The organism is Stenotrophomonas sp. TEPEL, from assembly GCF_004348785.1.
Lineage (GTDB): Bacteria > Pseudomonadota > Gammaproteobacteria > Xanthomonadales > Xanthomonadaceae > Stenotrophomonas > Stenotrophomonas indicatrix.
In genome coordinates this window covers 1,286,666-1,308,936 of sequence record NZ_QQXJ01000001.1, presented here as the reverse complement: position 1 = coordinate 1,308,936, position 22,271 = coordinate 1,286,666, and the positions used below count along the sequence as shown (strand labels likewise).

Here is a 22,271-nt window from a genome sequence, read left to right as displayed (position 1 = left end):
GACCAACGGTCGGGCGCTACCTTTGATTCGATTGTCGCCCGACCAACGGTCGGGCGCTACAGGTACATGGTGGGGCCCGACCGTTGGTCGGGCCACCGCACAGCATTACAGGGTGCGCGGCACTTCGATACGCTCGAAGCACTCGATCTGGTCACCCGGCTTGACGTCGTTGTAGGCCTTCACCGCGATACCGCATTCGGTACCGTTGCGGACTTCCTCGACGTTTTCCTTGAAGCGGCGCAGCGATTCCAGCTCGCCTTCGAAGATCACCACGCTGTCGCGCAGGACGCGGATCGGCTTGTTGCGCTTGACCACACCCTCGATGACCATGCTGCCGGCGACGGCACCCAGCTTGGAGCTGCGGAAGACGTCGCGGACCTCGGCGATACCGATGATCTCTTCGCGGATCTCCACGCCGAGCAGACCGGAGGCCACCTGCTTCACCTGGTCGATCACGTCATAGATGATCGAGAAGTAACGCAGGTCCACACCGTTGGATTCGATGATGCGACGGGCCGAAGCATCCGCACGCACGTTGAAGCCGATGACGGTGGCCTTCGAAGCGGCGGCCGAATTGGCGTCCGACTCGGTGATGCCGCCCACGCCGGAGTGGATCACGTTGATGCGGATGTCGTCGTTGGACAGCGCCACCAGGGCCTGGCTCAACGCCTGCACCGAACCCTGCACGTCGGCCTTGATGACCAGGTTGAGGACCTGCTGGCCCTCGCCCTTGCCCAAGGTCGCCATGATGTCTTCCATGCGGCTGCCCGCGGTGGCGACCAGGCGCGATTCGCGGCGCTTGGTCTCACGCTGCTGGGCAACGTCCTTGGCCAGACGCTCGTCGTCGACGACGACGAAGTCGTCACCGGCTTCCGGCACACCGGACAGGCCCAGGACCTGCACCGGGATGGATGGGCCAGCGAACTCCGGCTGCTTGCCGGTTTCGTCGAACAGCGCACGCACGCGGCCGTACTGGATGCCGCACACCAGGTAATCGCCCTTCTTCAGGCGGCCCTGCTGCACCAGCACCGTCGCGATCGGGCCACGGCCCTTGTCCAGCGACGATTCGATGACCACGCCGTTGGCACGGCCGTCGTCAACCGCCTTCAGTTCCAGCAGTTCAGCCTGGACCGAAACAGCTTCCAGCAGATCGTCGATGCCCAGGCCGGTCTTGGCCGAGATCTCCACCATCTGGGTGTCGCCACCGAAGTCTTCGGCCACGACCTGCTCGGAGAGCAGCTCGTTCTTGACCCGCATCGGGTCGGCGCCGGACTTGTCGATCTTGTTGATCGCCACGATCAGCGGCACACCCGCCGAACGGGCGTGCTGGATCGCTTCCTTGGTCTGCGGCATGACGCCGTCATCGGCAGCCACGACCAGCACCACGATATCGGTCAGCTTGGCACCGCGGGCACGCATCGAGGTGAACGCGGCGTGGCCCGGGGTATCCAGGAAGCTGATGACGCCCTTCGGCGTTTCAACGTGGTACGCACCGATGTGCTGGGTGATGCCGCCGGCTTCGCCGGTGGCGACCTTGGTGCGACGGATGTAATCCAGCAGCGAGGTCTTGCCGTGATCGACGTGACCCATGATGGTGACCACCGGCGGACGCTGCACGGCCTCGCCCTGGTTCTCACCGGCCGATGCCAACAGCGCGTCTTCGGCGTCGTTGTCGCTGGCGCGGATCGCCTTGTGACCCAGTTCTTCGGTGACCAGGGCCGCGGTGTCGTGGTCGATGGACTGGGTGATGGTGGCCATCACGCCCATCTTGAACAGCGCCTTCACCACCTCGCCGCCCTTCAGCGCGAGCTTCTGCGCCAGGTCGGCCACGGTGATGGTGTCGCCGATCGCCACTTCACGCACCACCGGTGCGGTCGGCCGCTCGAAGGCATGCGGGCCGGCGTTGCCACCGCCGCGCGACATGTCGCGACGGCCGGACGTCGGGCGGCTGCCCGGGCGACCACGGTTGTTGCTGTTGTTGCTGTTGCCACGGCGTGCCCGATCGGCGGCCGACAGATGCATCTGGCCGGCGAAGCGATCACCCGGGCCACGCTCGTTGCGCGGCGCGCTGCGGTTGTTGCGGTCGTCGCTGCGCGGCGGTGCACTGCGCGGAGCAGCCGGGGCTGCAGCCGGAGTGCGCGGCGGGCGCGGCGCGGTTTCGTCGATCGGTGCGCGCACCTTGGGCTGGCTGGCAGCCAGCGCCTCGGCAGCCTTGGCGGCAACCGCAGCTTCCTCGGCCGCCTTCTTCTCGGCCTCAGCACGCTCCTTGGCGGCGACTTCTTCCTCGCGTGCACGGACGATCGCCTCGTCACGCAGGCGATCCTTCTCGGCCAGTGCCTGCTGCTCGGCGAGGTTGCGTGCGCGCGACTCTTCCAGCTTGCGCAGGATGTCGGCACGCTCTTCGTCCGGGGTCATCGCACGACCACCATCGGCCTTGACGTAGGTACGCTTCTGGCGCACTTCCACGTTCACGGTTGTCTTGCTGCGACCGGAATTGACCGTCACTTCCTGTTGCTTGCGACGGTTGAGGGTGATCTTCTTGGCAGACTGATCAGTCTCTTCCGGGGCCTGCTCGGGCTTGCCGTGCGAGCGACGAAGGAAGCCCAGGAGCTTCACTTTCTCGGAGCTGGTCACGACCTGGTCGGGACCGCTGAACTTCATGCCGGCACCAGCCAGCTGTTCCAGCAGTTTTTCGACCGGTGTATTGACCAGTTCAGCAAGCTTGCGGATGGTGGTTTGCTGCGACATTCGGATCCTATGATCTTGTGGGCGCCCCCCCGCATCTGGAGGTGGCGCGGATTCTACGCCCTGATCGGCTCAGGGCCCTGTTCATTGCCGGCTCATTCGCCGCGTTCCAGTCGGGCGATTTCCTCGGCACGCGCGGCCAGGATCAGCGCCGCGGCGCGCTCCTGGTCCAGCCCTTCGATGCCGAAGTCCATGACCTCGTCGGCGGCCAGGTCGGACAAGTCCTCGCTGGTACGCACGCCGTGGCCGGCCAACGCATATGCGGTGGCTTCGTCCATGCCCTTCAGGGACAGCAGGTCCTGTGCCGGCTGGCCGTCCTCCAGGCCTTCCTCGACTGCCAGGGCCTCATTGAGCAGCGCATCGCGGGCACGTGCGCGCAGCTCTTCGACGATGTCTTCGTCGAAACCTTCCACGGCCAGCAGTTCGCCGACCGGTACGTATGCGATTTCCTCGACCGTGCCGAAGCCTTCGCTGACCAGGATGCCAGCGATTTCCTCGTCCACTTCCAGCTTGTCCATGAACAGCTGGCGGGCCGCCGCCTGTTCGGCTTCGGACTTGGCGGTCACCTGGTCCTGGGTCATCACGTTGAGCTGCCAACCGGTCAGGCGGCTGGCCAGGCGCACGTTCTGGCCACCCTTGCCGATCGCCTGCGCCAGGCGGTCTTCGGCAACGGCCAGGTCCATCGAATGCTTGTCTTCATCGACGATGATCGACTGCACTTCGGCCGGCGCCATCGCATTGATGACGAAGTTGGCCGGGTTCTCGTTCCACAGGACGATATCCACGCGCTCGCCATTGAGCTCGTTGGACACGGCCTGCACGCGCGAACCACGCATGCCGATGCAGGCGCCGATCGGATCGGTGCGCTGGTCGTGGGCGAGCACGGCGATCTTGGCGCGGTCGCCCGGATCGCGGGCACAGGCCTTGATTTCCACCAGGCCCTGGCCGACTTCCGGCACTTCCAGCTTGAACAGCTCGATCATGAATTCAGGTGCGGCGCGGCTGATGAACAGCTGCGGGCCACGCGGCTCCGAACGCACTTCGGCCAGGTAGCCGCGGACGCGGTCGCCGGCACGCAGGACGTCACGCGGAATGCCCTTGTCCTTCGGAATGAAGCCTTCGGCGTTGCCGCCCAGATCGACATAGATGTTGCCGCGCTCGGCGCGCTTGACCACACCGGTGATCAGCTCACCGACGCGATCGGCCCAGGCATCGACCACCTGCTGGCGCTCGGCTTCGCGCACACGCTGCACGATCACCTGCTTGGCGGCCTGGGCGGCGATGCGACCGAAGTCGGGGTTCTCGATCTGCTCTTCGATGTAATCGCCGACGTCCACGCCTTCGGCTTCTTCGATGGCGTCCATCAGGCGGATCTGGCGATCCGGCGATTCCATCACTACGTCGTCGGCCACCACTTCCCAGCGGCGGAAGGTTTCGTAGTTGCCATCCTTGTGGTCGATGACCACGCGGGTCAGCACTTCCTCGTCGGGATAGCGCTTCTTCGCTGCCGAGGCCAGGGCGGCCTCGATGGCATCGAAGATCACTTCACGCGGCACGCCCTTCTCGTTGGCGACCGCGTCCACTACCAGCAACAGTTCCTTGCTCATTGGCTCACTCCGCGCGCGGCTTCTTTGCCGCCGGCTCGTTGGAAGAAGAATTCTTGTTCGGCTTCGGACGCTTCGGTGCCGGACCGGTCGGCTTGCTCGGGGCCAGCCCCAGCGCCACCCAGTCAGGCATGATCCGCGCCTTGTCGATGTTGTCGGCCGACACCACCAGTGCGGCGTTGTCGACGATGAAGGTGATGCTGCCCTGCGCCTCGTCGATCGCTTCGATGCGACCCTGCAGGCGACGACGGTTTTCCTGCGGCAGCTTCAGGGTGACCTTGGCCGATTCGCCGAGGTGACGACCGAACTGCTCCAGGTTGAACAGCGGGCGATCCACGCCCGGCGAAGACACTTCCAGCGTGTAATTGCCGCTGATCGGGTCTTCGACGTCCATCTGTGCGGACACTTCGCGGCTCACCCGCTCACAGTCGTCCACATTGATGATGCGCTCCGGCTGTTCCGCCAGCGGCACGTCGATGTAAAGGCGAAGGGTCGCACCGCCGGGGGCCGGCAGATACTCAACGCCCAGCAGCTCCAGGCCCAGCGACACAACGGTCGGGGCGAGCAGATTCGCGATGTCGGTTGCCTTGTCGCTCACAGCCTGCCTTGATCTCTTGGTTGGGTGCCGGCCTTGGCCAGCATGGAAACATGACGCCCCGAAAACGACGAAGGGCCCGCTGGGCCCCTTTTCCGGAAAGACTCCGGTGACTGGATTCCGGTTGCAACGCGCTGAACAAGCGTGCTGCGGCCCTCCTTCCGGGTGGATCTCCGATGGGAGTGCCGCCGTCAGGGGTACTTCTAGGCCGCTGATGATAGCCCCTGCACCGCTCTGGTGCAAGGCTGCGGCCATCCCGGAACCCTTCGCCGTGCTCGCCGGGCATGGCCCGGCGGATCGGCGGAAGCCGCAAAGAAAAACGCCCTCGAAGCAGAGCTTCGAAGGCGCATTCTTTACTTGGTAGCGGGGGCAGGATTTGAACCTGCGACCTTCGGGTTATGAGCCCGACGAGCTGCCAGACTGCTCCACCCCGCATCAGAAGCGGAATTATGAGGGATAACTTCAAAACCTGCAAGCTTTTCCTCATTCATCGAACTGGTTGGCGCCGATTCGATGTGTTGGTAGCGGGGGCAGGATTTGAACCTGCGACCTTCGGGTTATGAGCCCGACGAGCTGCCAGACTGCTCCACCCCGCACCGGAAGTGTTTAAACCGCTGCCCCACTCCGACGAGGGAGGCGCTCCGCAACGATGTTCTGGCCGAACCGCTGCAGTGACAACTCAAGCTGCGTATATTACACGAATCACGCAGCTTTGTGTCAACTTTTATGCAAGATGCGCAAATGCCTGCTGGCACCAGACCATGATCGGGTTCCAGGCCAGGCCGAGCGCCAGCAATGCCAGTGCGTTCACGCCCAGCACGACACCCAGCACGCGATCCTTGCTGCGCGGCATGGCCTCGCCCACCGGTTCATCGAAGTACATGACCTTGATGACACGCAGGTAGTAGAAGCAGCCGACCACGGCACACAGCACGCCCAGGATCGCCAGCCACAGCAGGCCGCCATTGATGGCAGCGCCGAGCACGGCCAGCTTGGTCCAGAAACCGAGGAACGGCGGAATGCCTGCCAGCGACGCCATGATGCACAGCACCAGGCCGGCCATCCACGGATTGCGGGCGTTCAGGCCCTTGAAGTCCTCGATGTTCTCGGCCTCGAAGCCGGCGCGCGACAGCGCGATGATCGCGCCGAAAGCAGCAGTCGACATGATCGCGTAGGCCAGGGCGTAGAACAGCGCGGCCGCATAGCCCTGCGAACCGCCGCCGGCGATGCCCATCAGCAGGAAGCCGATATGCGAGACCGTGGAGAACGCCAGCATGCGCTTGAGGTTGCTCTGCGCGATGGCCATCAGGTTGCCGATCACCAGCGAGACCGCGGCCAGGCCAGCGATCAGCAGCTGCAGTTCGGTGGACAGCGGGCCCACGCCCATTTCCAGCAGGCGGTAGGCCATGCCGAAAGCGGCCAGCTTCGGCGCCGAGCTGATGAACAACGCGACCGGCGCCGGGGCACCCTGGTACACGTCGGGCAGCCACATGTGGAACGGTGCGGCACCCAGCTTGAAGGCAACGCCGGCAATCATGAACACCGCGCCGGTGACCAGCAGCACGCGCTCTTCCGAGTGCGGGATGGCGGCCTGGATGGCGTCCAGGTGCAGGCTGCCGGTGGCGCCGTAGATCAGCGACATGCCGTACAGCAGCAGGCCCGAGGCCAGCGAACCGAGCACGATGTACTTCATCGCCGCTTCCGAGGCCAGGCCGCTTTCGCGGTTGCTGGCGACCAGCGCGTAGGAGCACAGGGCCAGCAGTTCCAGGCCCAGGTACACCATCAGCAGGCTGCCGGCGGACACCAGGATCATCATGCCGGCGGTGCCGAACAGGATCAGCACCGGAATCTCGCCCTGGAACAGCTTGCGCTCGCGCAGGTAGCCCCAGCCGTAGATCAGGGTCAGGCCGCTGAGCAGCACGATCCCGGTCTTCATCACGTCCGCGGCGGTATCGCGCACGAACATGCCATGGAAGACCTCCCCCTGCCCGCCCACGCCGGTGGCCAGCATGAACAGCACCACGGCCAGTGCGGCGACCGAGAACAGGTGGGTGACGATCTTGTTCCGTTCGCTGACGAACAGGTCGAGGATCATCAGGGCGAAGGCACTGCCGATCAGCACCAGCTCGGGAGCGAGCGGTGGCAGGTCAGCAGCGGTCAATGGCAGCAGCGGCGAGGTGGTCATCATCAAATCCTGGAATTACAGCAACTTGCTGGATGCGATCTGCATCGCCAGCTTTGCGATCGAGGGCTCCATCAGGTCGGTCAGCGGCTTGGGGTAGATGCCCAGGGCCAGTACGCCAATGGCGAACACGCCCAGCACCAGCCATTCGCGGCCGTTGATGTCCTTCAGCTCGGCGACATGGCTGTTGGCCACCTCACCGAAGAAGATGCGCTTGTACAGCCACAGGGTGTAGGCCGCACCGATGATCAGGGTGGTGGCTGCGCCCAGGGCGATCCACGGGTTCCGCTGGAACGCCGACAGGATGACCATGAATTCACCGACGAAACCGCTGGTGCCCGGCAGGCCGGCGTTGGCCATGAAGAACAGCATGGCGAACGTGGCGAACCACGGCATCACGTTGACCACGCCGCCGTAATCGGCGATGCGGCGGCTGTGCATGCGGTCGTACAGCACGCCGACGCAGGAGAACATCGCGCCGGACACGAAGCCATGCGAGATCATCTGCACCATGGCGCCCTGCAGGCCCAGGCGGGCCGCATCGACGTTACCGGCTTCACGCACCAGCCACAGGGCGATGAAGGTACCCAGGGTGACAAAGCCCATGTGCGCGATCGACGAATAAGCGATCAGCTTCTTCATGTCGTCCTGCACCAGGGCGACCAGGCCGACGTAGATCACTGCGATCAGCGACAGCGCGATGACCAGCCATGCCCATTCCTGCGAAGCATCGGGAACGATCGGCAGGTTGAAGCGCAGGAAGCCGTAGCCGCCGATCTTCAGTGCGATGGCGGCCAGGATCACCGAACCGGCGGTCGGCGCTTCCACGTGCGCGTCCGGCAGCCAGGTGTGCACCGGGAACATCGGCACCTTGACCGCGAACGCGATCAGGAAGGCGAAGAAGATCCAGGTCTGTTCCTTGCCCGACAGCTGCAGTGCGTAGAGGTCGGCCAGCTGGAAGCTGCCGCCCTTCATGTACAGGTAGATCAGCGCCACCAGCATCAGCACCGAGCCGAGGAAGGTGTACAGGAAGAACTTCAGTGCGGCGTAGATGCGACGCGGGCCACCCCAGACACCGATGATCAGGAACATCGGGATCAGCATCGCCTCGAAGAACACGTAGAACAGCATCGCGTCCGTGGCGGCGAAGATGCCGACGGTGACACCTTCCAGGATCAGGAAGGCGGCCACGTACTGGTTCACGCGCTTGTCGATCGCGCTCCAGGCGCCGATCAGGGCGAGCACGCTGACCAGCGTGGTGAGCAGGATCAGCGCTACGGCGATGCCGTCCACGCCCAGGTTGTAGCCGATGTTGTAGGTCGGGATCCAGGCGTGGGTCTCGACGAACTGCAGCGCGTCGATGCCCGGGTTGTAGCCGCCCAGCAGCGACAGACTCGCCACGAAGGTCAGCACCGCCACGCCCAGCGACGCCCAGCGGGCGGTCTGCGCATCACGGATCGCAAGGATCAGGGCACCGCCGAGGATCGGCAGCCAGATGAGGACACTGAGTAGAGGCCAGTTCGACACGTCTTCTTATTCCGTACAGGTCATCAACGCAGGTAATGCATCAGCACGCCCAGGAGGGCAATCAGGCCGATGATCATCGCGAAGGCGTAGTGATAGAGGAAACCGGATTGGGTACGGCGCAGCACGCTGGCTGCGACGTCCACAACACGTGCCGAGAGATTGACCACGCCGTCGACGATGTTGCTGTCGATCCAGCGCGAGACCTTGCCCAGCTTGACGCTGCCACCGGCAAAGCCGTCGATCCACAGCTTGTCGAAGCCGTACTTGTTTTCCAGCACGGACACCACCGGGGCGAAGGTCTTGCGTGCCTTGCCCGACAGGTCCGGCTTCCACAGGTAGAACAACGCAGCCAGCAGGAAGCCTGCCAGGGTCAGCCAGAACGGCGGCAGCATCATGCCGTGCAGCGCGAACGCCACCGGACCATGGAACTCCTCGCCCAGGAAGGCCACGGTGTTCTTGGCCGGATCGTAGAAATCGACGATGCCGGTGAAGAACGTGTTGACCTGGCCCTTGATCGCCGCATGGGCGTGGTGACCGGCCCAGTCGGTGCCATGCAGCATCGGACCGATGCTGAAGAAACCGATGGCGATCGACGGGATGGCCAGCAGGATCAGCGGCAACGTCACCACCCACGGCGTTTCATGCGGCGCATGCGGACCGTGGCCATGGCCGTGGTCGTCATGCGCATCTGCGTGGTGGGCGTCGGCAGCATGGTGATCGTCATGGCCATGACCATGGTCATCATGCGCGTCGCGGAAGCGTTCCTTGCCGTGGAAGGTCAGGAACAGCAGGCGGAAGCTGTAGAAGCTGGTCACCAGCACGCCGCCCAGCACCGCCCAGTAGCCATAGGTGGCCACCCAGCTGTCCTGCATGTGGGCGTGGATCTCGGCGGCCTCGATGATCGTGTCCTTCGAGTAGAAGCCGGAGAAGAACGGCGTACCGACCAGGGCCAGGGTGCCGATCCACATGGTGATGAAGGTGATCGGCATGTACTTGCGCAGGCCGCCCATCTTGCGCATGTCCTGCTCGTGGTGCATCGCGATGATGACCGAGCCGGCACCCAGGAACAGCAGCGCCTTGAAGAAGGCGTGGGTCATCAGGTGGAACACCGCAGCGGAGTACGCCGACACGCCCAGCGCCACGGTCATGTAACCCAGCTGGGACAGCGTGGAGTACGCGACGACGCGCTTGATGTCGTTCTGCACGATGCCGATCAGGCCGGTAAAGAACGCGGTAGTGGCACCGATGAACAGGATGAAGTTCAACGCGGTCTGCGACAGCTCGAACAACGGCGACATGCGGGTGACCATGAAGATACCGGCGGTCACCATCGTGGCGGCGTGGATCAGTGCCGAGATCGGGGTCGGGCCTTCCATCGAATCCGGCAGCCAGACGTGCAGCGGAACCTGGGCCGACTTGCCCATGGCACCGATGAACAGGCCGATGCAGATGACGGTGGCGATCGACCAGATCACCGGCTCGTTCAGCAGCTGCATGCCGAACATGGTGCCGTCCCAGACCTGCAGCTGTGCGCGCGGATCGGCGAGCATGCCGGCCTGCGAGAACACCTGCGAGTAGTCCAGGGTGCCGAACACCCACAGCACGCCGGCGATGCCCAGCAGGAAGCCGAAGTCACCGACGCGGTTGACCAGGAACGCCTTCATGTTGGCGAAGATCGCGGTCGGGCGCTTGAACCAGAAACCGATCAGCAGGTACGACACCAGGCCCACCGCTTCCCAGCCGAAGAACAGCTGCAGGAAGTTGTTGCTCATCACCAGGGTGAGCATCGAGAAGGTGAACAGCGAGATGTAGCTGAAGAACCGCTGGTAGCCCGGATCGTCCTGCATGTAGCCGATCGTGTAGATGTGGACCAGCAGCGACACGAAGGTCACCACCACCATCATCATCGCGGTCAGCTTGTCGACCATGAAGCCGACGTGGGCCGAGTACTGGCCGACTTCGAAGAACGTGTACAGGTTCTCGTTGAACGGCTGCGCACCGCCCCACAGCAGTTGATAGAGCGTGTGCATCGACAGGCCGCAGGCAACGGCGACACCGAGGATGGTGATGGTCTGGGCGCCGAAGCGCTTGACCTGGCGACCGAACAGGCCGGCGATGATGCTGCCGAACAGCGGTGCAAGCACCACTGCGATCAACAGACTCTTGGAGAGAGTGATTTCCATCTGTGGATCAGCCCTTCAACGAATCGACTTCGCCGACATTGATCGTGCGGCGTGTACGGAACAGGGTCACCAGGATCGCCAGGCCGATGGCGGCCTCGGCAGCAGCCACGGTCAGGATGAAGAACACGAACAGCTGGCCGGCCGTGTCCCCCAGTTCCCGCGAGAACCCGACGAAATTGATGTTGACCGACAGCAGCATCAACTCGATGGACATCAGCAGGACGATGATGTTCTTTCGGTTGAGGAAGATGCCGGCGAGGCTGATGCAGAACAGCACCGCGCCCAGCGCCAGGATGTGGCCCAGAGTGATCGAGATCATGCCTTGGTCTCCTCGTCGCCTGCGGCCGGCGTGGTGTTGCTGTGGATCTGCGGCTGTTCGGCGTCCATCTTGACCATGCGCAGGCGGTCGTGTGCCTTGACCATGGTCTGCTGCGACGGGTTCTGCGTCTTCAGGCCTTCACGACGGCGCAGGGTCAGCATCACCGCGGCGACCACGGCCACGGTCAGGATGACGGCGGCGAACTCGAACGGCAGCAGGTACTCGGTGAACAGGCTGCGGGCCAGCCAGGTGACGTTGGAACTGTCGGCGGCGAGCGCGGCGGCGTTGTCGGCCGGGAACGGGTTGACCGATCTGCCCTTCACGCCGATCAGGATCAGCATCTGCACCAGCATCGCCACGGCCACGATCAGGCCGACCGGCAGGTAGCGCACCCAGCCTTCACGCAGCTTGTCCGGATCGATGTCGAGCATCATCACCACGAACAGGAACAACACCATCACCGCACCCACGTAGACAAGCACCAGTGCCACGCCGAGGAACTCGGCGCCGACCAGCAGCCACACGCAGGCGATGGAGAAGAAGGTCAGCACCAGGCACAGGACAGCGTGCACGGGGTTGCGCACGCTGATCACCGCACCGGCCGAAACCGTTGCCGCGATGGCGAAGACCCAGAAAGCGATATTTACCCAATCCATCTCTCGACCTCAGCGGTAAGCGGCATCGGCGGCACGACGCTCGGCGATCTCGGATTCGAGACGGTCGCCCAGGGCCAGCAGCTGCGGCTTGGTAACGATGTTTTCGCCACGATTCTCGAAGTGGTACTCGAGGATGTGGGTCTCGACGATCGAGTCCACCGGGCAGCTTTCCTCACAGAAGCCGCAGAAGATGCACTTGAACAGATCGATGTCGTAGCGCGTGGTACGGCGGGTGCCGTCCTCGCGCTTGGCCGAATCGATGGTGATGGCCAATGCCGGGCACACCGCTTCGCACAGCTTGCAGGCGATGCAGCGCTCTTCACCGTTGGGATAACGGCGCAGGGCGTGCAGGCCACGGAAGCGCGGCGACTGCGGGAACTTTTCCATCGGGTACATCATCGTGTACTTCGGCTTGAAGCTGTACTTCAGCGTCAGCCAGAGACCGGCCAGCAGTTCGAGCAGCAGCAGGCTCTTGAAGTAATGGGTAATCCTGTTCATCACTTAGACGCCCTTTTGAATCACGCCGAAGAACACCATGACGGCGGTAACCGCGATCCAGAAAATGGTCAGCGGGATGAAGACCTTCCAGCCCAGGCGCATGATCTGGTCATAGCGGAAGCGCGGGAAGCTTGCACGGAACCAGATGTAGGCACTGGCGAAGAAGAAGACCTTGACGAACAGCCACGGCCAGCCGCCCTTCCAGATCCAGTCGATGAACGGCGAGATCTCGCCCGGGTTGACCCAGCCCTGGATCGGGCTCAGCCAGCCGCCGAGGAAGAAGATCGAGATCAGGAAGCTGATCAGGATCATGTTGGCGTATTCAGCCAGGAAGAACAGCGCGAACGCACCACCGGAGTACTCGACCATGTGGCCGGCGACGATTTCCGACTCGCCTTCCACCACGTCGAACGGGGCGCGGTTGGTTTCGGCAACGCCGGACACCCAGTACACGATGAACAGCGGGAACAGCGGCAGCAGGAACCAGTCGAAGAAACCGGAGTTGCCGGCCTGGGCCATCACGATGTTGCTGAGATTGAGGCTGCCCGAAGCGATCATCACGCCGACCAGGGCGAAACCCATCGCGATTTCGTAGCTGATCATCTGCGCCGAGGCGCGCATGGCACCCAGGAAGGCATACTTCGAGTTGGACGCCCAACCGGCGAGGATGATGCCGTAGATGCCCAGCGAGGTCATCGCCAGCAGGTACAGCAGGCCGGCATTGGCGTTGGACAGCACCAGCTGCGAATCGAAGGGCACCACCGCCCAGGCCGCAAAGGCCGGGGCCAGGGTGATCAGCGGTGCCAGCAGGTAGATCGCCTTGTTGGCGCTGCTCGGCTGGACCACTTCCTTGAACAGCAGCTTGAAGACGTCGGCGAAGGCCTGGAAGATGCCCATGCCCACGTACATCGGGCCGTGGCGGACGTGCATCCAGCCGATCAGCTTGCGTTCCCAGACCACGTAGAAGGCCACCGAGACGATCACCGGAACGGTGATCACCAGGATCTTCAGGATGATCCAGATCAGCGCGCCGATGTCACCCAGGCCGAGCAGCCACTGGTGCAGCGGATCGACCGCGTTAATCAGCAATTCGTTCATGCAGCCACCACCGAAACACGAGCGGCACCCAGCGGCGCGGTTGCGCCGTGGCCCGATTCAATCCAGACCGAACCCGCAGCGACGCGGGCGTCGACCACCACCGGCAGGGTGGCCTTGCCGGCATCGGTGCCGACCTTGGCCATCTGCCCTTCCTGCAGCTGCAGGCGGGCGGCATCGTCAGCGTTGAGCACGATGCGCGGGGCGTTGTTGAGCGGATGCGACTGCAGCGCCGGGGCGCGACGGACCACCGCATCGGTGCGGTAGATCGCAGCGGTCGACGCCACTTCCATGCCCTCGCCCGCCAGCACCGGCTGTGCCGAAGCGGACACCTGCACGGTCACCGGTGCCAGGCTGGCGCGCAGGCCGGCCAGGTCGATGAACTCGAAACCGGCCACGGCCAGCTCACCGCCGAGTGCACGCAGCACGCGCCAGCCCTCGCGGGCCTCGCCCGGCAGCTTGCCGCCGGCACGCGCCGACTGCTCGCGACCATCGAGGTTGGTCAGGGTGGCATCGATTTCCGGCAGCGCACCGATCGGCAGGATCACGTCGGCGACGTCGCGGGTCGAAGCACAGGCGAACTGGCTGAAGGCCACCACCTGTGCGCCGACCAGCGCCTTGCGCGCGGCCGGAGCATCGGCGAAGTCCAGGCCCGGTTCCAGGCCGTAGATCACGTAGGCCTTGCGCGGATCGGCCAGCATCGCAGCGACGTCCTTGCCGGCCGGCAGCACGCCAGCGCGGGTCAGGCCGATCGCATTGGCGCCCTGCGGGATGCGGCACAGCTTGGCACCGGTGGCGGCGGCGAAATCACGCGCAGCGGCGCGGATCGCGGCAGCCTGCGGATGGTTCTCGGCGATGCCACCGACGATCAGCACGGTATTGGTACCGCCCTGCACCGCCGAACGCAGCTCGGCGTTGGCCAGCGCATCGGCGAACTTCGACGGCGCCACGATCTGCTTGCCGGCAACGCTGAACGCGAAGTCGAAGTCGACCGGGTTGACCACGTGGATCTTCGCGCCGTTCTGGGTCTGCGCCTTGCGCAGGCGGGCGTGCAGCAGCGGCAGCTCGTGGCGGATGTTGCTGCCCAGCACGACGATGCGGTCCGCGCCTTCGATCTCGGCCAGCGGCAGGCCGAACACTTCGGCAGTGGCGGCGTCGGAGAAGTCGCGGTTGTTGATGCGGTGGTCGATGTTGGCCGAACCCAGGCCGGTGGCAAGGCGGGCCAGCAGTGCACCCTCCTCGTTCGACGTCGACGGATGCACCAGCACGCCCAGGTTGTCGCCCTGGTTGGCCTTGAGGATCCCGGCGGCCGCGGCCAGGCCTTCAGCCCAGCTCACTTCCTTCCACTCGCCATTGACCTTGCGCAGCGGCTTGACCGCACGGTCTTCGCTGTACAGGCCCTGGTGCGAATAACGGTCACGATCGGACAGCCAGCACTCGTTGACCGCCTCGTTGTCGCGCGGCACGGTACGCAGCACTTCGCCGCGACGCACGTGCAGGAACAGGTTCGAGCCCATCGCGTCGTGGTAGCCCAGCGATTCGCGCGCGGTCAGTTCCCACGGACGGGCGCGGAACTGGAACACCTTGTTGGTCAGCGCGCCGACCGGGCACACGTCGACGACGTTGCCCGAAAGCTCGGTGGTCAGCGGCTTGCCGTCGTAGGTGCCGATCTGCAGGTTTTCACCGCGGTACATGCCACCCAGTTCATAGGTACCGGCAACGTCGGCGGTGAAACGGACGCAGCGGGTGCACTGGATGCAGCGGGTCATCTCGGTGGCGACCAGCGGGCCCATGTCCTCGTCGGCCACCACGCGCTTGCGCTCGTTGAAGCGGCTGACCGAACGGCCGTAGCCCAGCGACACGTCCTGCAGCTCGCACTCGCCGCCCTGATCGCAGATCGGGCAATCCAGCGGGTGGTTGATCAGCAGGAACTCCATCACCGAGCGCTGGAACTTCAGCGCCTTTTCACTGCGGGTGGCGACCTTCATGCCTTCCATCACCGGCGTGGCGCAGGCCGGTGCCGGCTTCGGCGACTTTTCCACATCCACCAGGCACATGCGGCAGTTGGCAGCGATCGGCAGCTTCTCGTGGTAGCAGAAGCGCGGAATCGAAATGCCCGCCTTGTCGGCGGCCTGGATGATCATCGAACCCTTGGGCACGACCAGCGACCTGCCATCGATCTCGATGGTGACGTGGTCCGGTGGCACGCTGGGATTTATGGGTTGCGCGCTCATGCGGCGGCTGCCTCCACCTTCTTGCCGTCAACCATCGAATGACCGTTGACGATGTAGTACTCGAATTCGTCCCAGAACTGGCGCAGGAAGCCCTGGATGGGCCATGCCGCCGCTTCGCCGAACGCACAGATGGTATGGCCTTCGATCTGGCCGGCCACGGTCTTCAACTGGTGCAGGTCTTCCATCGTGGCCTTGCCGGCGACGATGCGCTCCAGCACGCGGTGCATCCAGCCGGTACCTTCGCGGCACGGGGTGCACTGGCCACAGGATTCCTTGTGGAAGAACTGGCTGATGCGGCAGGCGAACTTGACGCAGCAGACGCTGTCATCCAGCACCACGACCGCACCGGAGCCCAGGCCGGAGCCCAGCGCACGGATGGTGTCGTAGTCCATCGGCAGGCCCTTCAGCTCGGCCGCGGTCAGCACCGGCATGGACACGCCGCCCGGAATCGCGCCCTTGAGCTTGCGACCCGGCTTGAGGCCGCCGGCCATTTCCAGCAGGTCATCGAAGGTGGTGCCCAGCGGCACTTCGAAATTGCCGCCCTTCTGCACGCAACCGGACACCGAGAAGCACTTCGGGCCGCCATTGGCGGTCAGGCTCAGGCCCTTGAACCACTCCGGACCATTGCGGATGATCGCCGGCACCGAACCGTAGGTTTCGGTGTTGTTGATCGTCGACGGCTTGCCATACAGGCCGAAATTGGCCGGGAACGGCGGCTTGTAGCGCGGCTGGCCCTTCTTGCCTTCCAGCGATTCCATCAGCGCGGTTTCTTCGCCGCAGATGTAGGCGCCGGCACCCAGGGCGCCGTAGATGTCGATATCCACGCCCGAGCCCAGCACGTTCTTGCCCAGCCAGCCGTTCGCATAGGCATCGGCCAGGGCCTGCTCGAAGTGCTCGAACGGCTCGTGGTGGAATTCACCGCGCAGGTAGTTGTAGCCCACGGTCGAACCGGTGGCGTAGCAGGCAATCGCCATGCCTTCGACCACCGAATGCGGGTTGTAGCGCAGGATGTCGCGATCCTTGCAGGTGCCCGGCTCGGACTCATCCGAGTTGCAGAGGATGTACTTCTGCACGTTGCCCTTGGGCATGAAGGACCACTTCAGGCCGGTCGGGAAACCGGCGCCGCCGCGGCCGCGCAGGCCCGAGGCCTTGACCATCTCGATGACCTGCTCCGGCGGGATCTTCTCTTCGAGGATCTTGCGCAGGGCAGCATAGCCACCGGTCTTCAGATAGCTTTCGTACGACCACGGGGTGTCGTAATGCAGGGTGGTGTAGACCACCTGGTGCGGCAGCGGCGCGGGGCCGACCGGACCCTTGGATTCGTGGTGATGTGCCATGCCCTTACTCCAGCCCGTCCAGGAGCTCGTCGACCTTTTCCAGGGTCAGACGCTCATGGTAGTGACCATTGATGACCATCATCGGTGCACCCGCGCAGCCGGCCAGGCACTCTTCCTCGCGCTTGAGGTAGATGCGGCCGTCAGCGGTCGACTGACCGTTCTTGATGCCCAGCTTCTTCTCGCAATGGCGCACGATGTCTTCGGCGCCATTGAGCCAGCAGCTGATGTTCGTGCAGATGGCCACGTTGTTGCGGCCCACCTTCTCGGTCTCGAACATCGAGTAGAAGCTGGCAACCTCGTAGGCCCACACCGGCGGCAGGTCCAGGTACTTGGCCACGCCGGCGATCAGCTCGTCGGTCAGCCAGCCCTGGTTCTGCTCCTGGGCAGCATGCAGACCCTGCAGCACGGCAGAGCGCTTGCGGTCCGGCGGGAACTTGGACAGCCAGTGATCGATGTGAGCACGGGTCTTGTCGCTCAACACCACCATCGGGTCGACGTCGCGCGCCGCCTCGAAATTACCTGTCGCCTTCATCGGCCGACCTCAGCGAAATGCATAACGTGAAATTGCAGAAACTGCGGCGCCGGCTTGCGCCGGCTGCCTGCAGCGGGCGTTGGCGTGGCGGACGGCATTACCGGTCAACCTCGCCGAACACCAGATCGTAGGTACCGATCATCGCCACCACGTCGGCCAGCATGTGGCCGCGCACGATCGAATCGATCGAGGACAGGTGGGCAAAGCCCGGCGCACGAAGGTGTACGCGGAACGGCTTGTTGGCGCCGTCGGAAACCAGGTAGCAGCCGAATTCGCCCTTGGGCGCTTCAACCGCGGCATAGGTCTCGCCGGCCGGCACGCAATAGCCTTCACTGAACAGCTTGAAGTGATGGATCAGCGCTTCCATGTCGTCCTTCATGTCCTCGCGCTTGGGCGGAGCGACCTTGAAGTTCTTGACCATGACCGGGCCGGGATTGGCCTTCAGCCATGCCACGCACTGCTTGATGATGCGGTTGGACTGACGCATTTCGGCAACGCGGCACAGGTAGCGATCGTAGCAATCGCCTTCCTTGCCCAGCGGGATGTCGAAATCGACGGCATCGTACTTCGCATAGGGGCGCTTCTTGCGCAGATCCCAGGCGACGCCCGAGCCACGCAGCATCACGCCGGTCATGCCCCACTGGTGGGCCAACTCGGGGGTGACCACGCCGATGCCGACGGTACGCTGCTTCCAGATACGGTTGTCGGTCAGCAGGGTCTCGTATTCGTCGACACGACCCGGGAACTCATTGGTGAAGTTCTCCAGGAAGTCCAGCAGCGAACCTTCGCGCGAGGCGTTGAGGTTCTTCAGGGCCTTGCCCTTGTGCCAGCGCGATTCCTTGTACTTCGGCATGTGGTCCGGCAGGTCGCGGTAGACACCGCCCGGACGGTAGTACGCCGCGTGCATGCGCGCGCCGGAGACCGCTTCGTAGCAGTCCATCAGCTCTTCGCGCTCGCGGAAGGCGTACAGCATCACCGCCATCGCACCCAGGTCGAGTGCGTTGGAGCCCAGCCACATCAGGTGGTTCAGGATGCGGGTGATCTCGTCGAACATCGTGCGGATGTACTGCGCGCGTTCCGGCGCCTCGATGCCCATCAGGGTCTCGATCGAGCGCACGTAGGCGTGCTCGTTGCACATCATCGACACGTAATCCAGGCGATCCATGTAGCCGATCGACTGGTTGAAGGGCTTGGATTCGGCCAGCTTCTCGGTGCCCCGGTGCAGCAGACCCACGTGCGGGTCGGCACGCATGATGGTCTCGCCGTCCATCTCCAGGATCAGGCGCAGCACACCGTGCGCGGCCGGATGCTGCGGGCCGAAGTTCATGGTGTAGTTGCGGATTTCCTGCCGGCTTTCGGCAGCGTTGCTGGCGAATGCTTCGCCGGCCTGGTGTACGTGACTCACTTCACTGCCTCCTGCGAGCGCTCGCCGGCAGCGGTCTGCAGGCGGGCGTCGTCGCGGATCACGCGCGGCACGCCGACGCGCGGCTCCACCGAGGTGACCGGTTCGTAGATGACACGCTTCTTTTCTTCGTCGTAGCGGACTTCGACGTTGCCGATCAGCGGGAAGTCCTTGCGGAACGGATGGCCGACGAAACCGTAGTCGGTCAGGATCCGGCGCAGGTCCGGGTGACCTTCGAAGATCACGCCATACAGATCGAACGCTTCGCGCTCGAACCAGTTCAGGCCCGGCCAGATGCTGGTCAGCGAGGACACCACCGGCAGCGCTTCGTCAGGCGCGAAGCAGCGCAGGTGCATCATCAGGTTGTGCTGGTACGAACGCAGCTGTGCGACCACGGCAAAGCGCTGGGTCGGCATGTGCTGCGGACGGGCACCATCGGCGCTCTCTTCGCTGGGGAATTCGCCCCAGGCGAAGCGGCCCTGGGCCTTGCCCTCGACACCGCGGCTGAAGCCCTGCGAGGACACGTCGGCGGTGTCCCACTCATCGGAGCCATAACCGAGGTAATCGACGCCGCAGAGGTCTACGGCCTGCTCGAAACCAAACTCGTCACGCAGCGCGAGGGCGGTGGCGTGCCACTCAGCGGCAGGCACTTCCAGCGTCACTTCGCCGCGGGGTTCGACCACGATGACCTTCGCACCAGCGAAACGTGCGGAGAGTCGGTCGATGAAGGATGCTTGCTCTGCCATGGGGGCTTGGCGCGCTCTTGTCAGGTGAAGGGGTCAGCGGGCGATGGTCTGTGTACGCCAGATCTTCTTCTGCAGCTGCAGGATCCCGTACACCAGCGCCTCGGCGGTCGGCGGGCAGCCCGGGACGTAGACGTCCACCGGCACCACGCGATCACAGCCGCGCACCACAGAATAGGAGTAGTGGTAGTAACCACCGCCATTGGCGCAGCTGCCCATGGAGATCACCCACTTGGGGTCGGGCATCTGGTCATAGACCTTGCGCAGCGCCGGGGCCATCTTGTTGACCAGGGTGCCGGCGACGATCATCACGTCGGACTGGCGCGGCGACGGGCGGAACACCACGCCGTAGCGGTCAAGGTCCAGGCGCGCTGCACCTGCGTGCATCATTTCGACCGCACAGCAGGCCAGACCGAAGGTCATGGGCCACATCGAGCCGGTGCGTGCCCAGTTCAGCAGCGCATCGACGCTGGTGGTGACAAAGCCCTTTTCCAGCAGCGGGTTGTCGCCTTCCGGCCGCAGGATGTCGTCAACCCGCCCTTCCGGGACAGGATTGGTCATCAGGCCATCGAGAGTCTGAATCACTCCCATTCCAGCGCTCCCTTCTTCCAGACATAGATGAAACCGAGGAACAGCATGCCGACGAACAGACCCATTGTGACGAGCGAACGCGCGCCAAGCTCCATGAAGACCTGCGTCCACGGCACGATGAAGATGATTTCCAGGTCGAAGACGATGAACTGGATCGCGATCAGGTAGTAGCGCACGTCGAACTTCATACGCGCGTCTTCGAAGGCTTCGAAGCCGCACTCGTACGGCGACAGCTTTTCCAGATCGGGGCGGCGGGGACCGAGGAATCGACCAACCAGCATCAGCGTAATGCCGATACCGGTGGCAACGATCAGAAACAGCAGAGACGGCAAATATTCGGCCAGCACAGCGATTCTCTCTTGCCTCTGCCGCTGCGCCTGCAGGCGCTTTGGCATGGGGGAGTGGACGGGAAGCTGCCTGGCGCCTTGCGCGCCAGACCAACCCGCTTTACTTACTAAATGGTGCCCAAGAGGGGACTCGAACCCCTACGACCTAAGTCGCTACCACCTCAAGGTAGTGCGTCTACCAATTCCGCCACCTGGGCAAACGATCACATCAGACTATCTTCCCGATGCGCCGCGTATTGTAACCGGCTTCAGTCTTTCTGGGAGCCTTCCGAAGGCTTTTCTTCACCAGAAACCGAAGATTCCGCCTGAGCCGGCACAGTTGCGGCCGGAACCGGGGCGGCCGGGACCGCATCGGCCTTCGGAACGGCCGGCAATTCGCCCGCCGGAGCGGCCGGAGCGCTGGCCGCCGGGGCGGACATCAGACCCAGATCCTGATCGGCGGCCGGGCGGTTGCCATGGCCGGCGTACCAGGCCATGAAGAGGCTGATGCCGAAGAACACCACGGCCAGCCACTTGGTCGACTTGGACAGGAAGTTGGACGCGCCACGCGCACCGAACACGGTCCCCGAGGCGCCAGCGCCAAAGCCCGAACCTGCCGCCGCACCCGAGCCACGCTGCATCAGGATCAGCGCGACCATGGCTACGGCAACCAGCACGTAGACGACATTGAGGATCAACATCAGCATTGGAAATCCGCCCTCGGACTAGAGTGCCGGCGGCTAGCCGGCAACCGAAACTAATTGTTTGCCGCCGCCTCTGCGATGGCCAGGAAGTCGGCGGCCACCAGGGAGGCACCACCAACCAGCCCACCATCGACATCCGGCTGCGCGAACAGTTCCCCGGCATTGTCGGGCTTCACGCTACCGCCGTAAACAATGGGCAGTGAATCAGCAATTCTAGCATCGATGCGCGCGACTTCGCCACGAATGAACGCGTGCACCTGCTGCGCCTGCTCCTTGGTTGCGGTACGGCCGGTTCCGATCGCCCAGACCGGCTCGTAGGCGACCACGGCATTGGCGAAGCCTGCGGCCCCGACAAGCTCGAGCACCGGGGCCAGCTGGCTGGCGATGACCGCCTCGGTCTGCCCGGCCTCGCGCTGCTCAAGGGTTTCACCGACGCACAGCACCGGCACCAGGCCGGCATGCAGGGCGGCGGCGAACTTGCGCGCGACCAGTTCACTGCTCTCGTTGTGGTACTGGCGGCGCTCGGAGTGGCCGACCAGACCATAGCGGGCACCCACCTCGTGCAGCATGGCCGCACAGACCTCACCGGTGTAGGCGCCCTTCTCGTTGCTGCTGACGTCCTGTGCACCAAAGGCCAGGCCGGTCTCGCCGAAGTCGTCGACCAGCTCACCCAGATAGGGCATCGGCGGCATGATGACCACCTCCACCCCGCTCTTGGGCAGCCCGGCAGCGACCTGCCCCAGCAGTTCGGTGGCGAATTGACGGCTGCCGTGCAGCTTCCAGTTTCCAGCGACGATCTTGCGGCGCATGAGCGGGTGGCTCCTGTGTGAACTCAGCCGCCCATGATACCTGCTGCGTCAAAAAATCGTTTCCGTGTAAGCGGTTACATGTATTTTTCAGCCAACGGCGGAGCCCCTCGTGGCGGGTTTAGGTTGGTTGCGGAGAGCCCCGGCTGGATTTGCAGGGTTGGCCGGGCGGGTGGGCTGCGCAGGGGCGCC

At 64.2% G+C, this 22,271-nt stretch carries 19 protein-coding genes and 3 tRNA genes; all 22 read right to left on the bottom strand.

Features of this window, described 5'->3' with window-relative positions; all coding sequences use genetic code 11:
* Window positions 1-105: 105 nt before the first annotated feature.
* The 22 genes from infB to tpiA all read right to left on the bottom strand — a co-directional run bounded on the left by infB (window position 106) and on the right by tpiA (window position 22,082).
* The gene (gene infB / locus TEP_RS05730; protein ID WP_093820592.1) at window positions 106-2,748 is read right to left on the bottom strand and encodes a translation initiation factor IF-2; all 2,643 of its coding nucleotides are present in this window, start codon (window positions 2,746-2,748) and stop codon (window positions 106-108) included.
* A gap of 92 nt (window positions 2,749-2,840) precedes the next feature.
* Window positions 2,841-4,352: a transcription termination factor NusA gene (nusA, locus tag TEP_RS05725; RefSeq protein ID WP_117310913.1), complete on the bottom strand. Its 1,512-nt coding sequence runs from the start codon at window positions 4,350-4,352 to the stop codon at window positions 2,841-2,843.
* Between the two features lie 4 nt (window positions 4,353-4,356).
* Window positions 4,357-4,947: a ribosome maturation factor RimP gene (rimP, locus tag TEP_RS05720; protein ID WP_025876223.1), complete on the bottom strand. Its 591-nt coding sequence runs from the start codon at window positions 4,945-4,947 to the stop codon at window positions 4,357-4,359.
* Between the two features lie 355 nt (window positions 4,948-5,302).
* Window positions 5,303-5,379 (bottom strand) — tRNA-Met (locus TEP_RS05715).
* An 84-nt stretch (window positions 5,380-5,463) separates the two neighbouring features.
* Window positions 5,464-5,540, bottom strand: a tRNA-Met gene (locus TEP_RS05710).
* A 128-nt stretch (window positions 5,541-5,668) separates the two neighbouring features.
* Entirely contained in the window at window positions 5,669-7,129 is a 1,461-nt protein-coding gene (gene nuoN / locus TEP_RS05705) for an NADH-quinone oxidoreductase subunit NuoN (protein WP_132824588.1), read from the bottom strand.
* Window positions 7,130-7,144: 15 nt separating this feature from the next.
* Complete coding sequence (locus tag TEP_RS05700; RefSeq protein ID WP_025876221.1) at window positions 7,145-8,653, bottom strand: NADH-quinone oxidoreductase subunit M; 1,509 nt, start codon at window positions 8,651-8,653, stop codon at window positions 7,145-7,147.
* A gap of 23 nt (window positions 8,654-8,676) precedes the next feature.
* Window positions 8,677-10,836 (bottom strand): NADH-quinone oxidoreductase subunit L, encoded by a 2,160-nt coding sequence (nuoL, locus tag TEP_RS05695; protein ID WP_132824587.1) that lies wholly within the window; start codon window positions 10,834-10,836, stop codon window positions 8,677-8,679.
* A gap of 7 nt (window positions 10,837-10,843) precedes the next feature.
* A complete protein-coding gene (gene nuoK, locus TEP_RS05690) occupies window positions 10,844-11,155 on the bottom strand; it encodes an NADH-quinone oxidoreductase subunit NuoK (protein WP_032951897.1) in 312 nt (103 codons plus the stop codon).
* Window positions 11,152-11,811 (bottom strand): NADH-quinone oxidoreductase subunit J, encoded by a 660-nt coding sequence (locus TEP_RS05685; RefSeq protein WP_132824586.1) that lies wholly within the window; start codon window positions 11,809-11,811, stop codon window positions 11,152-11,154. The genes nuoK and TEP_RS05685 overlap by 4 nt, the downstream gene beginning before the upstream one ends.
* A 9-nt stretch (window positions 11,812-11,820) precedes the next feature.
* The gene (gene nuoI, locus TEP_RS05680; protein ID WP_005417924.1) at window positions 11,821-12,309 is read right to left on the bottom strand and encodes an NADH-quinone oxidoreductase subunit NuoI; all 489 of its coding nucleotides are present in this window, start codon (window positions 12,307-12,309) and stop codon (window positions 11,821-11,823) included.
* Between the two features lie 3 nt (window positions 12,310-12,312).
* Window positions 12,313-13,407: an NADH-quinone oxidoreductase subunit NuoH gene (nuoH, locus tag TEP_RS05675; protein ID WP_132824585.1), complete on the bottom strand. Its 1,095-nt coding sequence runs from the start codon at window positions 13,405-13,407 to the stop codon at window positions 12,313-12,315.
* On the bottom strand, window positions 13,404-15,638 hold the full coding sequence (gene nuoG, locus TEP_RS05670) for an NADH-quinone oxidoreductase subunit NuoG (RefSeq protein WP_132824584.1): 2,235 nt from the start codon (window positions 15,636-15,638) through the stop codon (window positions 13,404-13,406). Before nuoG ends, nuoH begins: the two co-directional genes overlap by 4 nt.
* Complete coding sequence (gene nuoF / locus TEP_RS05665) at window positions 15,635-16,975, bottom strand: NADH-quinone oxidoreductase subunit NuoF (RefSeq protein WP_025876206.1); 1,341 nt, start codon at window positions 16,973-16,975, stop codon at window positions 15,635-15,637. The genes nuoG and nuoF overlap by 4 nt, the downstream gene beginning before the upstream one ends.
* Before the next feature lie 4 nt (window positions 16,976-16,979).
* Window positions 16,980-17,507: an NADH-quinone oxidoreductase subunit NuoE gene (nuoE, locus tag TEP_RS05660; protein WP_117310917.1), complete on the bottom strand. Its 528-nt coding sequence runs from the start codon at window positions 17,505-17,507 to the stop codon at window positions 16,980-16,982.
* A 97-nt stretch (window positions 17,508-17,604) separates the two neighbouring features.
* Entirely contained in the window at window positions 17,605-18,912 is a 1,308-nt protein-coding gene (locus TEP_RS05655; RefSeq protein ID WP_049465988.1) for an NADH-quinone oxidoreductase subunit D, read from the bottom strand.
* Entirely contained in the window at window positions 18,909-19,655 is a 747-nt protein-coding gene (locus TEP_RS05650; RefSeq protein ID WP_025876200.1) for an NADH-quinone oxidoreductase subunit C, read from the bottom strand. Before TEP_RS05650 ends, TEP_RS05655 begins: the two co-directional genes overlap by 4 nt.
* A 33-nt stretch (window positions 19,656-19,688) precedes the next feature.
* The gene (locus TEP_RS05645; protein ID WP_025876198.1) at window positions 19,689-20,243 is read right to left on the bottom strand and encodes an NADH-quinone oxidoreductase subunit B; all 555 of its coding nucleotides are present in this window, start codon (window positions 20,241-20,243) and stop codon (window positions 19,689-19,691) included.
* On the bottom strand, window positions 20,234-20,590 hold the full coding sequence (locus TEP_RS05640; protein ID WP_005414075.1) for an NADH-quinone oxidoreductase subunit A: 357 nt from the start codon (window positions 20,588-20,590) through the stop codon (window positions 20,234-20,236). Before TEP_RS05640 ends, TEP_RS05645 begins: the two co-directional genes overlap by 10 nt.
* 112 nt (window positions 20,591-20,702) lie before the next feature.
* Window positions 20,703-20,787 (bottom strand) — tRNA-Leu (locus TEP_RS05635).
* Between the two features lie 51 nt (window positions 20,788-20,838).
* A complete protein-coding gene (gene secG, locus TEP_RS05630) occupies window positions 20,839-21,276 on the bottom strand; it encodes a preprotein translocase subunit SecG (RefSeq protein WP_025876192.1) in 438 nt (145 codons plus the stop codon).
* Between the two features lie 50 nt (window positions 21,277-21,326).
* On the bottom strand, window positions 21,327-22,082 hold the full coding sequence (gene tpiA / locus TEP_RS05625; protein ID WP_132824583.1) for a triose-phosphate isomerase: 756 nt from the start codon (window positions 22,080-22,082) through the stop codon (window positions 21,327-21,329).
* Window positions 22,083-22,271: the final 189 nt, after the last annotated feature.

Coding starts and splice junctions, on each gene's coding strand:
- infB (WP_093820592.1), bottom strand. CDS start 2,748: ATGTCGCAGCAAACCACCATCCGCAAGCTTGCTGAACTGGTCAATACA.
- nusA (WP_117310913.1), bottom strand. CDS start 4,352: ATGAGCAAGGAACTGTTGCTGGTAGTGGACGCGGTCGCCAACGAGAAG.
- nuoN (WP_132824588.1), bottom strand. CDS start 7,129: ATGACCACCTCGCCGCTGCTGCCATTGACCGCTGCTGACCTGCCACCG.
- nuoL (WP_132824587.1), bottom strand. CDS start 10,836: ATGGAAATCACTCTCTCCAAGAGTCTGTTGATCGCAGTGGTGCTTGCA.
- nuoK (WP_032951897.1), bottom strand. CDS start 11,155: ATGATCTCGATCACTCTGGGCCACATCCTGGCGCTGGGCGCGGTGCTG.
- TEP_RS05685 (WP_132824586.1), bottom strand. CDS start 11,811: ATGGATTGGGTAAATATCGCTTTCTGGGTCTTCGCCATCGCGGCAACG.
- nuoI (WP_005417924.1), bottom strand. CDS start 12,309: ATGAACAGGATTACCCATTACTTCAAGAGCCTGCTGCTGCTCGAACTG.
- nuoH (WP_132824585.1), bottom strand. CDS start 13,407: ATGAACGAATTGCTGATTAACGCGGTCGATCCGCTGCACCAGTGGCTG.
- nuoG (WP_132824584.1), bottom strand. CDS start 15,638: ATGAGCGCGCAACCCATAAATCCCAGCGTGCCACCGGACCACGTCACC.
- nuoF (WP_025876206.1), bottom strand. CDS start 16,975: ATGGCACATCACCACGAATCCAAGGGTCCGGTCGGCCCCGCGCCGCTG.
- nuoE (WP_117310917.1), bottom strand. CDS start 17,507: ATGAAGGCGACAGGTAATTTCGAGGCGGCGCGCGACGTCGACCCGATG.
- TEP_RS05650 (WP_025876200.1), bottom strand. CDS start 19,655: ATGGCAGAGCAAGCATCCTTCATCGACCGACTCTCCGCACGTTTCGCT.
- TEP_RS05645 (WP_025876198.1), bottom strand. CDS start 20,243: ATGGGAGTGATTCAGACTCTCGATGGCCTGATGACCAATCCTGTCCCG.
- secG (WP_025876192.1), bottom strand. CDS start 21,276: ATGCTGATGTTGATCCTCAATGTCGTCTACGTGCTGGTTGCCGTAGCC.
- tpiA (WP_132824583.1), bottom strand. CDS start 22,082: ATGCGCCGCAAGATCGTCGCTGGAAACTGGAAGCTGCACGGCAGCCGT.